The sequence below is a fragment of the Dyadobacter sp. Leaf189 genome (genome assembly GCF_001424405.1).
Taxonomy (GTDB): domain Bacteria; phylum Bacteroidota; class Bacteroidia; order Cytophagales; family Spirosomataceae; genus Dyadobacter.
In genome coordinates, this window is sequence record NZ_LMPS01000001.1 from 514,206 (window position 1) to 530,128 (window position 15,923).

General features: G+C 47.2%; 12 protein-coding genes. 8 read left to right on the top strand and 4 right to left on the bottom strand.

The annotated features are described in order from the left end of the window. The first annotated feature begins 14 nt into the window (after positions 1-14). From ASG33_RS02325 to ASG33_RS02355, 7 genes are all read left to right on the top strand, one after another. Positions 15-446 (top strand): hypothetical protein, encoded by a 432-nt coding sequence (locus ASG33_RS02325; RefSeq protein ID WP_056279858.1) that lies wholly within the window; start codon positions 15-17, stop codon positions 444-446. Then, a complete protein-coding gene (locus ASG33_RS02330; RefSeq protein ID WP_056279860.1) occupies positions 443-1,216 on the top strand; it encodes a geranylgeranylglyceryl/heptaprenylglyceryl phosphate synthase in 774 nt (257 codons plus the stop codon). Before ASG33_RS02325 ends, ASG33_RS02330 begins: the two co-directional genes overlap by 4 nt. Before the next feature lie 149 nt (positions 1,217-1,365). Next, positions 1,366-1,545 (top strand): hypothetical protein, encoded by a 180-nt coding sequence (locus tag ASG33_RS02335; protein ID WP_056283164.1) that lies wholly within the window; start codon positions 1,366-1,368, stop codon positions 1,543-1,545. A gap of 67 nt (positions 1,546-1,612) precedes the next feature. Further along, positions 1,613-2,227 (top strand): hypothetical protein, encoded by a 615-nt coding sequence (locus tag ASG33_RS02340; protein ID WP_229238540.1) that lies wholly within the window; start codon positions 1,613-1,615, stop codon positions 2,225-2,227. Next, the gene (porU, locus tag ASG33_RS02345; RefSeq protein WP_082489065.1) at positions 2,205-5,582 is read left to right on the top strand and encodes a type IX secretion system sortase PorU; all 3,378 of its coding nucleotides are present in this window, start codon (positions 2,205-2,207) and stop codon (positions 5,580-5,582) included. The genes ASG33_RS02340 and porU overlap by 23 nt, the downstream gene beginning before the upstream one ends. A 105-nt stretch (positions 5,583-5,687) precedes the next feature. Continuing rightward, complete coding sequence (gene porV, locus ASG33_RS02350) at positions 5,688-6,839, top strand: type IX secretion system outer membrane channel protein PorV (protein ID WP_056279863.1); 1,152 nt, start codon at positions 5,688-5,690, stop codon at positions 6,837-6,839. Between the two features lie 77 nt (positions 6,840-6,916). Then, entirely contained in the window at positions 6,917-8,197 is a 1,281-nt protein-coding gene (locus ASG33_RS02355) for a pitrilysin family protein (protein WP_056283170.1), read from the top strand. On the opposite strand, the gene ASG33_RS02360 is transcribed toward ASG33_RS02355, so the two are convergent. Further along, a complete protein-coding gene (locus ASG33_RS02360; RefSeq protein WP_056279865.1) occupies positions 8,198-9,520 on the bottom strand; it encodes a deoxyribodipyrimidine photo-lyase in 1,323 nt (440 codons plus the stop codon). Positions 9,521-9,652: 132 nt separating this feature from the next. On the opposite strand from ASG33_RS02360, the gene ASG33_RS02365 reads away from it, so the two are divergent. Beyond that, a complete protein-coding gene (locus tag ASG33_RS02365) occupies positions 9,653-10,507 on the top strand; it encodes a DUF1080 domain-containing protein (RefSeq protein WP_056279868.1) in 855 nt (284 codons plus the stop codon). Positions 10,508-10,684: 177 nt separating this feature from the next. On the opposite strand, the gene murA is transcribed toward ASG33_RS02365, so the two are convergent. Genes murA through ASG33_RS02380 form a run of 3 tightly spaced genes read right to left on the bottom strand, consistent with a single transcriptional unit; the run spans position 10,685 to position 15,919 of the window. Continuing rightward, on the bottom strand, positions 10,685-11,992 hold the full coding sequence (gene murA, locus ASG33_RS02370; RefSeq protein ID WP_056279870.1) for a UDP-N-acetylglucosamine 1-carboxyvinyltransferase: 1,308 nt from the start codon (positions 11,990-11,992) through the stop codon (positions 10,685-10,687). A 39-nt stretch (positions 11,993-12,031) separates the two neighbouring features. Further along, positions 12,032-12,754 (bottom strand): DUF4290 domain-containing protein, encoded by a 723-nt coding sequence (locus ASG33_RS02375; protein ID WP_157474534.1) that lies wholly within the window; start codon positions 12,752-12,754, stop codon positions 12,032-12,034. Between the two features lie 57 nt (positions 12,755-12,811). Then, positions 12,812-15,919, bottom strand: a complete 3,108-nt coding sequence (locus tag ASG33_RS02380; protein WP_056279872.1) for a C25 family cysteine peptidase — start codon at positions 15,917-15,919, stop codon at positions 12,812-12,814. Positions 15,920-15,923: the final 4 nt, after the last annotated feature.

Genomic DNA, 15,923 nt, shown 5'->3' on the forward strand with positions numbered 1-15,923 from the left:
TAAACAGTAATGAAATGAGTACTCCAATAGATTCTTCGGTAAAAGTCAAACCTTTTTCGTCAGACACTGACAAAGCCAAGCATGATCTTCTGCTTGATGCAGAGATCTACCGTGATAAGCTGGAAAGCCAGTGGAGCGACCTTAAAACAGACGCAACTACGTACGGTAAGCAGGCACTTGTGATCGGCGGCGTACTGGCTACTACATTCGTTGTGATGAATGCTTTTTTGCCTAAAACCAAAAAAGACAGGGAAAGAGAACTCGGAAAAGCCAGGGAAAAGGAAAGAGATAACGAACTGCTCCTGATAAGCCATAAAAAGCTTAAAGAGGAAAAAAAACAGTCACAGGTGGTGCAGGCAGTTCAAAGTTTGGCCTGGACACTGGCTGTGGGTTGGGCCCGGCACAAGCTGAAGCATTTAATTGAAGACGAACGAAGAACTGAATGAAAACAGCGAAGCATCAAATCGCAGACCTCCTTTTGACACGTAAAGAAGAAAAAAGGAAATCGTTTGCTGTTCTCTTAGACCCAGATAAAGTTAATCTTTCTACATTTCCGAAATTCCTTGAATATGCGGCTGGTCATGGTGTTGACTTCTTTTTCGTAGGAGGCAGCCTGATCACCAACTATGCTATTGACAAGCTGATCTCAGCAATTCACGAGTACACAGATATACCTGCTATCCTTTTCCCGGGTAGCAGCCTGCACATTGATCCGTCTGCCGACGCCATTCTTTTACTTTCGCTGATCTCCGGCCGCAATGCAGAATTGCTGATCGGGCAGCACGTGATTGCAGCACCACTTTTGAAGCGCAGCAACCTTGAAGTACTTCCAACCGGCTACATGCTGGTGGAGAGCGGCAAACTCACTACTGTTTCCTATATCAGCGGGACTACCCCATTGCCCCGCGACAAGCCGGGTATCGTGGCCTGTACCGCAATGGCGGGCGAGTACCTGGGTCTCAAGAACATTTTCCTCGATGCCGGAAGCGGCGCCCAGTTTCCAGTTCCCGGTGAAATCATTGCTGCGGTTCGCGGAGCAGTAGGTACGCCTATTATTGTTGGTGGCGGGATTAACTCTTACGAGAAAGCGGATATCGCATTAGGTTCCGGTGCTGATGTAATTGTAGTTGGAAATGGAATTGAACAAAACCCAGAACTACTTCCCGAAATTGCTGCCTGCGTGCACGCTTACAACACCAAGCCTGAACAGGTTTGATAATTCACCAGGAAAATATTGGACTTAGGTAAGAGATTTAAGTTTTTTCTAAGGAATTTTTAAGTTCTTGGAAAAATACAATCTCAAAATGTAGGAATATTCAATTCAATCCTGTTACCTTTGTAATGAACCTTAATTACACCCAAGAAATGAAAAAATTCTTTGCATTTGCGTTTGTTGCCGGGATGGTAGCTTTCGCTTCTTGTACTAGCAAGCCAGCTGACGAGTCTGCTGACACTACTGCTGTAACTGTTGAAACTCCTGCTGTTGATACAACTGCTGTTGATACAATGGCTACTGATTCAGCTGCTGCTGACTCAGTTAAGTAATCAGACGTACAAGTCGAAATCTTGGAAAGGCCCTATGAAAATAGGGCTTTTCTTTTTTTATTTAAGGATGAAAAACATATCCTTTGGCCTGCATGTTCCCCCGGCCGCGAGCGGCTACTGCGCCGAGCTCTTTCATACCAATCACTTTGCATTTTCCCTATCACGACCACGTCGCACAAGGCTTGGTGATTTTACGGTCAAGCCCGGATTAATCCCAAAAATAACTGTAAATGCCAACCTGAATCCATACAGTTTTCTGGTTACTTACCTGCATGAAGTAGCACATTGCGTCGTTCATTATAAATACAAAACGAAGTTAAGGAAAAGGGTCGCCCCGCACGGGCCTGAGTGGAAGTACGAATTCGGTGTGTTGCTGCAACCGGTTCTGACCGAAAATATTTTTCCCAAAGACATTCTTGTGCACCTGGTTCGTTATGCTAAAAACCCCGCTGCATCTACCGGTGGAGACCAGCTGCTTTTCAATGCACTCCGGAGCTATGACGAGCACGCAGCAGATACCGGCAGGATAACATTGGCGCAACTCCACGAGGGTACCAGTTTCATGTTTAAAAACAGAGTATTTACGCGGGGTACGATGAGGAGAACACGGGTACTTTGCACTGATAAAGCTTCACAGCGTCTATATACAATACCTGCCCATGCATTGGTGGAAGCGTGCTGATTATTTTAAATTAATACTTTCTACGGTTCTGATTTACCTGGGCATTTCGCCTGGTATCTCGCTGGTTGCACAATCTGTGCTGGCGAGCGGTGAGTGGTACAAGCTCGCGGTAACGCAAACTGGTATTCACAAGATCGATGCGGCAATGTTGCGTCAAATGGGCGTGGCACCAGCCACAATCGACCCGGCTCAGATACGTGTTTTCGGCACGGGCGGCGCAATGCTGCCTCAGTCCAACCAGGCGCCGGTCGCTGGCCTTACTGAAAGTGCAATTCTGGTTCAGGGAGAGGAAGATGGCAGGTTTGATAATTCCGATGTAATCTACTTTTATGCAGAAGGTCCGCACGTCATTTCATACGATTCTGCAAAGGCCGAGCTGAGGCACCAGATTAACTACTATTCAGATACTTCTTATTATTTCCTGAATTTCGGTCAGAAAGCGGGTCTGCGAATCAGGAATGAGAATCCCGTCGTAGCTTCGGGGAAGGTGATCAACTTTTTTGACGATTACTGGTACCACGAGCAGGATGCAAGTAACCTGCTGAAATCCGGCAGGGAATGGTGGGGGGAATACCTGAGCAGCGCGCCACTCACTGTTGAGGCTGAGCTACCGGGCGTACTGCCGGCTTCCGAAATCAAATTCAGGAGCTCGGCGATTGCTGCGGGGCAGGTAAATACACGGTTTGTGTGGCAGTTGAATGGAGAGACCGCGGGTGAAACCGCTGTCGGGACGGTAGGTGCAGGAACTTACGATGTAAAAGCACTGCGGTCTGATTATACGACAGCGTTAACAGCCCCTTCAAATCCTTCCAGCGTTTTTCGTTTGTCAGTCACACACAACAAGAATGGGCAGGCTGCTGCACAAGGTTATCTCAATTATTTTGCATTGCAGGTAAAAAGGCAGCTCCGCTTTGACGAAAAACAGCAGATTTACTACCTCTTGCCGCAATCCACAGACATAGCAACTTACCAGTTTACCGATCCGTCAGCAGAATGGAACCTTTGGAATGTCAGTAACGCTGCACGACCGGCCTCTGTTTCAAATCAAAATACTTCCGGTCCATTTACATTTACCAGAAAAGACGGACGGAAACCTGCGCGCTATATCGGGTTCAGGGGAGATCAGGCTTTTGCGCCGGTGTCCTGGAAACCGGTTGCAAGCCAGGACATAGCTTCCGCTGAAACCCCCGATTTGCTGATTATCACACCGGCTGCTTGGGAAAGTGAAGCAAAGCGGCTTGCAGCATTTCGCAGCAGTCGCAACAATTTAAAAACACTCGTGGTAACAACCCGGCAGGTCTATCATGAATTTGCGGGAGGTCGGCCAGATGTGACTGCGATCCGGAATTATGTTCGGCATTTGTATTCAAAATCTCCGGGTAAGCTCAGGTACCTGCTTCTTTTCGGTGACGCCAGTTTTGATTATAAAAATCTGACAAAAAGCCAGACACCATCACAAAATGCAAACTGGGTTCCGGTATATGAAAGCAGGGAGTCGCTGAATCCGGTTTACACTTATTCATCCGACGATTATTTTGGTTTTATGGAGCCAAATGAAGGAGAATGGAGCGAGCAGGCTGCTGGCGACCACACGCTGGAAATTGGCGTAGGAAGGTTACCGGTAAAATCGCTAGCCGAGGCCAAGGTAGTAGTTGACAAGCTGATCCGCTATGAAGCACTCAGCTCGGAGGGCAGCTGGAAGAATATCGTGCGCTTCATTGCGGATGACGGAGACGGGAATATTCACCAGCGACACGCTGATCAGCTGGCTAGTCTGATCGAAAACGATTTTTCTTCGAAGCGGATTTTCATTGATCAATATCCACAAACTACTACTCCGGAAGGTCAGAAAGCACCGGAGGTAAACAGGCAGATCAGGAATGCAATTGACAATGGAACGCTGATCATCAACTACACAGGTCACGGAGGAGTGGGTGGCTGGGCGGAAGAGCAGGTGCTGACGCTCTCGGATATGCTGAGCGCAAGGGGAATGAACAATCTGCCGCTGCTGTTTACTGCAACCTGCGACTTTGGCAGGTACGATGATCCCGGCACAGTATCTGGTGCGGAAACGATGGTACTTAGTCCCAAAGGTGCGGCGATAGGCGCAATAAGTACGACACGACCGGTTTTTTCAAGTACGAATTTCACGCTGAGCAAAGCTTTTTATGAAGCCCTGATCACGAAAGGGGAGGGCAGGTTAATGGGGGATCTGATACGGGAAACCAAGAATAAGGCACTTGTAGGCAGTCTCAACAGGAATTTTACGCTATTAGGTGATCCATCGATGCGGCTCGGCAGCGGGCAGAAGGGAATCCGGTGGTTGCAGGCTCCTGAAACGCTGCGTGCATTGCAGAAGGTGAGTTTGACAGGCGAGGTTTTTAGCAATGTAAATAGCCAGCGTGACACGCAGTTTAACGGAAAAGCGCGCGTAGTTATTTATGATAAACAGGTCCAGTTTGAAACGCTGGGGAATGAGGGCAACCCGGAAAGTTATTCGGAGTTTCGAAGCAGGTTATTTGACGGAGTTGTCACCGTGAAAGACGGTGTATTCACCTGCCAGTTTGTGATGCCCAAAGATATTGATTATAGAGCCGGACCGGGCAGGGCGAATGTGTACGCTGTACGGAATGACAGTACAGCCGACGCGTCTGCTCAGCTTACCTTGACGGTAGGAGGCAGCGCTGCATTGCTTGTTGATAATACACCGCCGGAAATCTCTGCCTATATGGATAAGCCGGCGTTCCGGAGCGGGGACCGGGTTGATACTTCACCCGTGCTGATCGCGCATATCGAGGATGACAATGGCGTGAGCCTCTCAGCAACCGGCATTGGTCATGATATTACATTGACTTTAAATGACACTCTGACAATCGTGCTCAACGAGTACTTCACAGCGGATCTGGATAATTACCGGGCTGGTACAATCCGGTATCCGTTTGATAATTTGCCAGCCGGTGAATATAATGTGAGGCTAAAAATGTGGGATACGTATACTAACTTTTCTGAATCATCGTTCGGATTTCAGGTAGTGAAACCAGGGGGTATCCGGCTCAATGCAGCCAAAGTTTTCCCCAATCCTTTTATAAACGATCTGTCTTTTGAATTAAACCATGATCGTGCGAATGAGGATGTCGAATTAATTTTAAATATTTTGCTTGTAAACGGGCAGCGTCTGGGTACTTTCAAGTGGTCATATTATAACAGCGAAGCGAACATAAAAGAAACGCTGAGCGCTCAGCAACTTGGAAGCGGGGTTCCCTATCATGTTCCATTGGTTTACCAGCTGTTGATACGATCATTAAAAGATAGTACCTTCGACCAAAAATCAGGGAAGTTGATACGCTCTCAATAATGTAATAAAACTTAGCAAATTTTTAGTAATAACTATCTTTCATTGTATTTTTGACCCTTTAAAAGAAGCTGATACAAAGCACTTCCTATCGCAAATCCATTCTATATGAAAATTTTTTTTGGCGCATTTTCTTTTTTATCTATTCTCACACTAGGCTCAGTTTCTGCTCAACAAGATTCAGCCAGAATCCCCGCTTCTCCACTTACTTTTTTAACATTTGCTCCTGACGCAAGAAGCGCAGCGATGGGAGAGGCAGGTGTCGCTTCAAGCCCGGATGCGAATGCAACTTACTGGAATGCGGCAAAGCTTCCATATAACACCAAGGATTTCGGTATTTCAGCTTCTTATACTCCCTGGTTGAGAAATTTAGTAGATGATATGTGGCTTGGGTATTTGTCAGCTTACAAAAAATTGGGCGACAATCAGGCAGTTGCATTATCGGTTAATTACTTTAACAATGGCGAGCTTGATCTGCGTGACGCGATAGGTACGCAGTTGGGTTACTTCAATTCACGCGAGCTGGCAATCAACGGTACTTACTCCCGCCAGCTTGGAAGAAACTTTTCAATGGGTTTAACATTGAAATACATTTCATCTAACCTTGCCGGCGATGCCGTAATCAAAGGGGTTTCATTAAGCCCGGCGCGTGTTGCGGCTGGTGATATCAGCGCATATTACAGAAAGCAGATCAGGAATGAAGATACTGGCAGCGAACTTACCTGGTCGCTGGGTGCTGTACTTTCCAATCTTGGTGGTAAAATCAATTACGGCTCAGGTACGGATACTGAAAACTTCATCCCTACCAACCTCAGACTTGGAGCCGGACTTTCATTCACTGGCGACGGACGTAACAAATTCAACTTCATCGTTGACGCTTATAAATTAATGGTACCTACTCCGGATGGAACGGATTACAATGCCAGACCATTGCTCAAAGGCGTATTTGGCTCATTCTCTGACGCACCAGACGGTTTCAAAGAAGAAATGCAGGAAGTAGCTATTTCAGCAGGTGTTGAATACTGGTACAATAACATTTTCGCACTAAGAGGCGGTTACCACGGCGAAAACAAGCTGAAAGGAGATAACAAATTCTTCACTGCTGGTGCCGGGATTCATTTTATGGACAGGTACTCGGTGGATTTCGCCTACCTTTTCCCTGTTTCACAAACAAGTCCACTTGCCAACACACTCCGTATCACACTTTCTCTTGGCCTGAACAAAGCGGAGAAACTGGATGTGAGCGACACGGATAACTAAGAATACTATATTTTAATTTTTTCGAAACGAATGGCGTTATTGCAATGTCATTCGTTTTTTATTTGATCCCCATTGTAATGCTACTCGATCGCACCATAGCTCCTGATTTTAAAGTAATCAACTCCATTCATTTGCCGGAAGCGCAGACTCATACCCTGGACAATGGTGTGCCGCTGCATGTGATCAACATTGGCGAACAGCCTGTAATACGGATCGAGTGTATTTTTGAAGCAGGTAACTGGTATGAAAAGGAAATCGGCGCCTCCTATTTTGCGATAAAAATGCTGCCGGAAGGTACCACTTCACTAAGCTCAGGTGAGATCAGTGAAGCTTTCGACCGGCTGGGTGCATTTACTGAACTTACACATACATCTGACCGTATAGGAGTGGTCGTATACTGCGTTTCCCGCTTTTTACCTGAGGTTCTTCCATTGATCAGCCAACTGATCCACGAAGCCAGCTTCCCGGCGCATGAGTTGCAGGAGCTGAGAAATATCACGCTGCAAAATCTCAAAGTAAACAAAGAAAAGAATGCATACCTGGCCACAACAGAATTCCGGGCGCGGCTATTTGGTGCCGACCATCCCTACGGACAAAGCCAGGAAGAAGCCAACATTGAGCGATTGACACTTGACGCGATTCTCGACCATTATAATCGATTTATCAGAAACGGTAAGTTTACAGTTGTACTGGCCGGGCAGGTGAGTGAAAGTGACGTGGCGCTGGTTAACCAAACCCTCGGAAAAGATCCCGTGGAGGGAGGACAGGTGAAACCTGCATTCCTGGTTTCTACGTCTTACCAGGGCGAAGAGAAAGTAATAGAAAAGGCAGAAAGCGTGCAATCCTCTATCCGAATGGGGCGCGTTCTTTTCAACAGGCACCACGAAGATTATTTCAAAATGCTTGTTACCAACGAACTGTTGGGCGGCTATTTCGGGTCGAGGCTGATGAAGAATATACGGGAAGAAAAAGGGCTTACCTATGGGATTTCCTCTCACGTGGTTACCCTTCGCAATGCAGGCTATTTCATGGTCGGGACTGATGTGAAGAAAGAATTCACACAACTTACCATTGACGAAATCAAAAAAGAGATCAATCGTCTGCAGACAGAACCGGTAAGTCAGGAAGAGCTGACAACGGTCAAGAATTTTATGGCCGGAGAGTTTGCCGGTTCACTAAATACTGCCTTCGAGGTAGCGGATCGTCAGAAAATCCTTCTGCTGGACGGACTGCCAGGCGACTTTTTCAATCATTATATAGATAAGATCCAGGCAGTAACAAGTGAGGACGTTATTTCCATGGCGAATTTGTACCTGCAACCGGAAGATATGATTGTGGTCATTGCAGGCGGTAAGTAATTACCGCGCCTGATCAAGCGCTTTTTTGTAAGCTTCAAGGCATCGCTCCCGGGCCATTTTATGGTCAACCATCGGCTCGGGATACTCTGATGTTCCGATTTCAGGTACCCACTTTTTGATATATTCGCCTTTTGGATCAAAGCGTTGTGCCTGTGCTGCAGGGTTGAAAATGCGGAAGTAAGGAGCTGCATCCGTACCTGATCCCGCTGCCCATTGCCAGCCTCCGTTATTTGCTGCCATATCATAGTCAAGCAGCTTTTCGGCAAAGTAAGCTTCTCCGAGCCGCCAGTCGATCAATAAATGTTTGGATAAAAAGCTGGCCGTAACCATTCTGACGCGATTGTGCATGAAGCCGATCGCATTGAGTTGCCGCATTCCTGCATCTACGAGAGGGTAGCCTGTTTTTCCCTCACACCATTTTTTAAAATCATCCTTATCATAGCGCCACCTGATCAGGTCGTATGCGCTTCTGAATGCTTTTCCTTTCCCGACTTCGGGGAAATTGGATAAAATCTGCTGATAGAAATCCCGCCAGATCAATTCACTTAAAAACACCGCACTGTGGTCTTTTGCTTTTCGCGCCAGCTGGCGGATACTCACCGTGCCAAAACGGAGGTGTATGCCGATCCTGCTGGTCGCCTGCAATGCGGGGAAGTCCCGCTGCTCTGCATAATCCTCTAAAAGCGTTTCACTTACTTCATCATCAGGAAAGTGATATTCGGAAACTTCAAAGCCCATTTCCCCCATCGTCGGAATGGAAGAACCGCTCCACTTTTGCAGATTTTTGAGGTACTTTTTAGTGGGGTAAGAGGAAAGATAGAAGTCATTCAGTTTCTCTTTCCATGCGCGGCTATAAGGCGTAAATACAGTATAAGGCGTATTTTGACCAGAGAGGATTTCCTTTTTTTCAAAGATCACCTGGTCTTTTACTGTTTTGAAAACCGTCTTTTTTTCTTTTAAAATATTAAAAACGTCGCGATCTCTTTCGAGCGCGTAAGGCTCATAGTCCGTATTGGTATATACTTCGGCGATTTCAAATTCTTCACTGAGCCGCTTCCATACTTTCAGTGGACAGTCGTAATAGACCAGGATATCTGAACCGTGTTGTTTTAGCTCTTTTCTGATTTTTTCAACGGCGTTGTAAATGAATGTAATGCGGGGGTCTTTTCCATCAAGATCGTCGAGGATGTTCCTGTCAAAAATAAACAGCGGGACAACAGGGTATGGCGACTTCAATGCATAATAGAGACCGGCGTTATCTTCCAGCCGTAAGTCGCGGCGGAACCAGAATAGTGTGATTTTCTCTTTTTTTGTCAGGCTCATGAAATCTTCTAACGTAATGAGTTCGGCAAGGCACGAATAAATCCGAAGTAAACTATATTTACCGGCAATGCGGCGGGTTGCTTAGTATATCACATAAAAATCCGGCCAAAACTTTTTAAAACCATTTACCAGATGAAATTACAATTAACCATGCTTTTCAGCCTGATCTGGCTGAGTTTATCTGCGCAAAAGAATGCCGACAAGCAGGAATGGAAGCAGCTTTTTAATGGAAAGAACCTCGACGGGTGGGATATCAAGATCCGCGGGTATGAACTCAACGATAACTACAATAACACGTTCAGGGTTGAGGATGGAAAAATGGTGGTACGGTATGACAAGTATGATGATTTTAAACAGAAATACGGGCATATCTTCTACAAAGGAGATTTTTCATACTATCGCATTTCGGTAGAATATCGCTTTGTAGGCGAACAGGCGCCGAAAGGAGAAGGTTGGGCGTGGCGCAACAGCGGTATCATGGTACACGGACAGCCCGCAGCAACAATGGGCAAAGACCAGGATTTTCCTGCCTCCATTGAGGTACAGCTTTTGGGAGGAAATGACAAAGTACGCACTACCTGCAACCTATGCACGCCGGGGACGAATGTGGTAATGGATGGAAAGTTAATCACCCAGCATTGTGTGAACTCCAAATCGAAAACTTACAATGGGGATCAATGGGTTAAAGCAGAAGTACTTGTATTGGGCGACTCGCTTATTCAGCATTTTGCAAATGGTGAAATGGTACTGGAGTACAATAAGCCGCAGCTTGGCGGTGGCAATGTAAGCGGAAACGATCCTTCGTTGATCATCGCCGGCAAGTTACTGGATCACGGCTCCATTTCCCTGCAAAGCGAAAGCCACCCGGTAGAGTTCAGGAAAGTAGAGATATTAGACCTGAAAGGCTGCATGGACCCGAAAGCAACTAACTACAAAAGTTATTTCGTGAAGGCGGATAATGGGAAGTGTAGGTACGGGAAGAAGTGATTTTGCTTTCGGCTGTCGGTTATCGGCAATCAGCTAATGAAGGCAGTTTTTGTTTGTCACACTGAGCGGAGTCGAAGTGCTAGCACTTCGACCGCCCGGCGGCCCGGTACGCTCAGTGTGACAAAATTGTTTTTAAAGCTGATAGCCGAAAGCTGACCGCCGACAGCCGATAGCCTATTAAAGCCTCACAATCTCCGCCCCGATCGCGTTTAGTCTGGTATCGATATTCTGATAGCCGCGGTCGATTTGTTCGATGTTGTCGATGATACTTACTCCTTTTGCAGACATTGCAGCGATCAGCAATGCTACTCCGGCGCGGATATCAGGGGAAGTCATGCGGATTCCTCTTAGCTGCGTTTCGCGGTTGTGACCAATGACAGTAGCGCGGTGCGGATCACACAAAATAATCTGCGCACCCATTTCGATCAGTTTATCTACAAAAAACAACCGGCTTTCAAACATCTTCTGGTGAACCAGCACAGTGCCTTGCGCCTGTGTAGCTGTTACCAGGATAATACTGAGCAAGTCGGGCGTGAAGCCAGGCCAGGGAGCGTCAGCAACAGATAATGTTGATCCGTCCAGGTAATTTTCAATGCGGTAATGTTCCTGCGCAGGTATGAAAATATCATCTCCGCGAAACTCCATTTTAATTCCCAATCGCTGAAAAACATCCGGTATAATGCCAAGCTGAGGAATTTGGCAATTTTTTATCGTAATTTCCGACTGCGTCATTGCGGCAAGACCGATGAAGCTGCCTATCTCGATCATGTCGGGCAGCATCGTGTGCTCTGTACCATTCAGCTCACTTACACCTTCCACTACGAGTAAATTGGATGCGATACCTGAAATTTTGGCGCCCATTCTGTTGAGCATTTTGCAAAGTTGCTGCAGGTAAGGCTCGCAGGCGGCATTGTAGATGGTCGTGGTTCCTTCGGCCATTACCGCTGCCATTAATACGTTGGCAGTTCCGGTAACAGAGGCTTCGTCCAGCAGCATATATGCTCCTTTCAGATTTGCCGCATCGACTTTGTAAAAACCGCCGTCTTCTTCGTCATAACTGAATTCTGCACCGAGCTTTTCAAAACCTAGAAAGTGCGTATCAAGTCGCCGACGGCCGATTTTATCACCTCCCGGGCGAGGAATCCTGCCTTTGCGGAAACGCGCCAGCATAGGGCCAAGCAGCATTACTGAGCCTCTTAAAGCAGCCGCTTTCTGGCGAAATGAATCAGATTCAAGATAATCGAGGTTGATATTACTTGCTTCGAACCGAATGGAGCTTTCGCTCAATCTGGTCAGTTGAACACCAAGGTCGCCCAGCAGGTTGATCAGCTGGTTTACGTCCCGGATGTTGGGAATGTTATGAATTGTTACGGGTTCTTTGGTCAGGAGTACAGCGCATATAATTTGGAGCGCTTCGTTTTTCGCTCCCTGCGGTACGATTTCACCCTTGAGACGTCTATCCCCGGTTATTTTAAATGAAGCCATGATTGGTTGGGCAGTTGAAGAAATACAATGCACCGGAATTTACATTCCGGATTTTTTGCGGTTGTTACGGTTGTTGTTACCGTTGCGGCCAGCAAATTTGTTTGGCCTGTTCCTGTTTGAATTACCCTGGCTATTGCCGCCCTGGCGTTCCGAATTGTGAGTGGCTTGTGCTTTAAATCCGCCGCCAGCATGATTGCCGCGGTTTCTTTCCTGTCCGCCGCCATTGTTGTTGCGGTCTTTAGGAGCAGCATCCACCGGACCGTTCTGGCGAATGTAGTCGATTTCTTCTGTTAAAGCGCCTTTGCTCAGTTGTTCCAGTTGCCCCAGCAATACATTATCCTCGGGATTGTCTTTGTTCCAGGCATTGAAAAATGAGCGCATCAGCCGGAATATGTAGGAAACAAAAGCAAGCCTGTCCTCCTGGTTTTCGGTTTGAATTGCCTTTTCGAGCAGCAGCTCGATATTTCTGCCGTAGTGGCGATAAGTCAGATTTTGCTGGTTGTAGCCTACTTTGAGGGGCTTTTTACCAAGCGCCTCTTTGGATGGAGGGGGAAACGGGCTGTCAACGTCGAGCTCAAAACCGGAAATAATGTACAGGTCATCCCACAACTTGTTGGTGTAATCCTGGTTATCCCTCATATTGGGATGGATCTGCCGCATTAGTTCAATCAGGATGTGCGCGTAAAGGTTGCGTTTTGCCTTATCCTCCATTTTAACAATGTGGTCGGCAAGCTTTTGTACGTTACTACCGTATTCTTTCAAGACAATGGATTATTTATGTAATGGACAAAAATAAGAAGTTTTTACCGAAAGAAATCTTTAAGGAAACCATAATAATCTGCCGCTCACCCCGCTTTCGCCCGCTGATGAAAATACAGGCACCTGGTCATTGAATGCGATTTTGTAGATATATACGCCCGCTACAAGGTTACCGGGTTCCCAAATCCATTCATTACGTCCAATATGCGGACGGAGGTGCAACGTCGAAATTGTTCGTCCGTAAAGGTCTGTGACTATTAACGTTGCCTTTTCCGGTCCTTTTGGTCCGGAGATCGTCGCCCTGAATACAAACGCTTTTGTGGCCGGGTTAGGTGTAAGTTCAATGCGTCCAATGGACGGTTTTTCCGAAATATTGAATGTAATCTGGTAATCCGGTGCAAAGTTTCCGTTCAGATCACGTGCTCTGACTGTCAAAAGGTAGGTTCCGGGAGCAAGGTAGTCTGGCAGTTTTGTTGTGAGATAAAAATTTTCGGGACCTGCATTCTGCCAGGCAGCACCTGTGAAATAAAGCCGCTGTTCGTCGCAGCCGTCGCACAAAGGTTTTAGCCACATAACAATGCCGGCGGTATCTTGCCTGGCAACCGTAGCGCCCGGATCTGTTAATGATAGTTCGATTAGAGCTCCGTTTGCAATCTGATCAGCATTTTCGATAAACCTTCCGTCCAGCCTGACGAGTAGCGCAGGCGGGCTGCGGTCGGGTCGCGCAGCGCTGTTTCCGGGTTTGGAAATGTTGACAGTATACCGGTTATTTCTCTCATTCTCTTCATCTAACACATCGTCTTCATCAATTTCAAAGTCCAGTAAATCGGTTTCTTGAAATCGCGAATGGTTAGGAATGGAAAACTGCAGCGTATCCGACAAAGTAACCGCCTGCCTGTTCAGTTTATAAGTCGCAAGAATGGTAGAGCCACGAATGATGCGGAACGAAAAACCGTACGGATCATTCCGGTACCTTCCATTATTCAGAACAGCCAGGCTGACAAGCAAACTGTCACTTTTTGCATTGAAAGTTCCACCAGTACCATCTGAAATGACCAGCGAAGTGGAGTCGATGGTATAATCCGGAAGCCGGGCAGGGAAAATGCGGATTGCAGGATCACCGTGGAGGTTCATCTGCTGCGTAGTAATTGTATCATAGATGTTCGCCCCGCCTGTGAGGTTTCGCCTGATTGCCTCCTGCTGGATCATTCCAAAAGGAAGACTGGTGAATGCAGGGTCGGCCAATACTTCGTAAAAAAAGTCGGTATACCGCCTCAACGCCGTCGAAACGCCATTATAAGTATGCGCCAGGAAAAGAACTGCGCCATTATCAGGAGCAAATATCCAGTCACTGCTGAGGGTTTTGGGTGAATAAAAGATGCTGCCGGACGCACAACCATTCACGATCACGGCCGGATAGAAAGGTTTGTTGCGATACTGCTGCGAGGGGTCACTGGCAAAGCCAATGTCGATATCTGTTACGTCCGGGCCGGAATGCCCGAAAACGGTCAATAATGCGGCGCCTTTATTCAATTGTTTATGAAGCGGTATTTTCTCAACCGGATCGTCTGTTTCCTTCAAGATGGTTTCAACAGCCGCGCCGAGGGCAGAACCGTCGATTTTCTGTTCAAAACCCTTTACATAATCTCTAAAAACCGAGAGCTCCTGCCTGGACCTGCCGCCGCTTAAATGCAGTATTTTCTTCCGCCACGGAGCTGCTGGGGGAGTTGCTTCTATTGCTTTTACTTTCTGCAAATAGTCCCAGACCTGCCGGGAAGTCGCCGCATTGATCCGGCCCACGGGAACCAACGGAACAGGGGACTTCCTGTCAATCGCGAGCAAAAGATCCGACCCCGGCCAGCCCGCATTAGGCACCATATCTGCCTCTCGCGGATTGGCGTTCTTTCGGGCCTTTTGCGGATCTATCGACCTGCCGATCAGCAGTACAAACTTCAAATCCGGCGCCAGTTTATTAATCAGGTTTTTCAGACCCGCAGGACCAGGTAACCCATAATTAAACCGGTCGAAAATTTCACTCGTATGAACAATCAGCGGCTTGTAATTACCACCAGCTGGCGACGCGCGGTATTTTGCATAAGCTGCTACGGGATCTTCGCCGAGTACCGGAATGCGCATGGCCGGATGCGTGATAATCAGGTAGTCGGCCTGGCCAGCTTCTATCTGGCGGAAATGTACCTCCGTAAGCCCAGTAAGTTGCTCATAAACAACCTGATCTTCCGGATTGTACTTTTGCGGATAAGTGAATTGATAGTAGGAAACGGAAATGTGCCCGCCTGCATTGACAGGAACGAGGATCGCATGGAAAGTCCCTGCATTATCCAGGTCCGCACGGCTGATTTTTAACCGGATCAAATGCGTATCGTAGTCTTCAAATTGCACCTCAGCCAGTTTTCGTAATAAGCTGCCCTCCTTTTTTAACCAAAACTCAAATAAATGTCGCCCCGCTGACCACCCGGCCAGCAGCATTTCAAATGAAATGGAATCTGATCTGCTGAAGTCTGCATCCTCAGTGGAAATCGCCAGCTCGAACTGTTCATTTTCCTTTAACTCTGGTCCTGTCCAGCCTTCACCGGTATCATAACCCGAAAGAACGGAGCCGGTAGCGAAGCCGCTGCCTTTCGGATAAAATGTCCCGGGCAGGTAATGCGAGTTGTACAGTTGCAGTATTTCTCTGAATTGCCGGGAATTTGAATCTGCTGCGACTGACGCAGTCCTTTTCCCGGCTTTACCATCCGGTTTCCAGGTGAGGTAGTAATATGCCGTATCTGAATACAGACTATAATGCGAATGCGGCATTACAGCAGGTGGAATGTAAAGTGAGGTATCGTTTGCGCCGTCGTTGCCCTTTCCAAAAAAGCGAATGTAACCTTCGCCAGAAAGCGGCTGACCGGCATCTTGTGGTACCTCGATTTCAATTTCCTTTCCGCCTGTGAAGATCTGAAATGCGCCGGATGGAATGGCAGAGACAGGAATTCCTGCACTCAGAAGCTGGGAAGTTCTAAGCTCGTAAAATGCTGTTTTTACGATAGAAACCTTATAATAATTCTGTTGATCGTTGATCCATTCATCCCCTGCATATTGCAAAGCGAAGGTTTTAACACTGGCGATCAGAAACAGGAAGATAGTGTGTACAAGCTTTTTGCGCATTTGA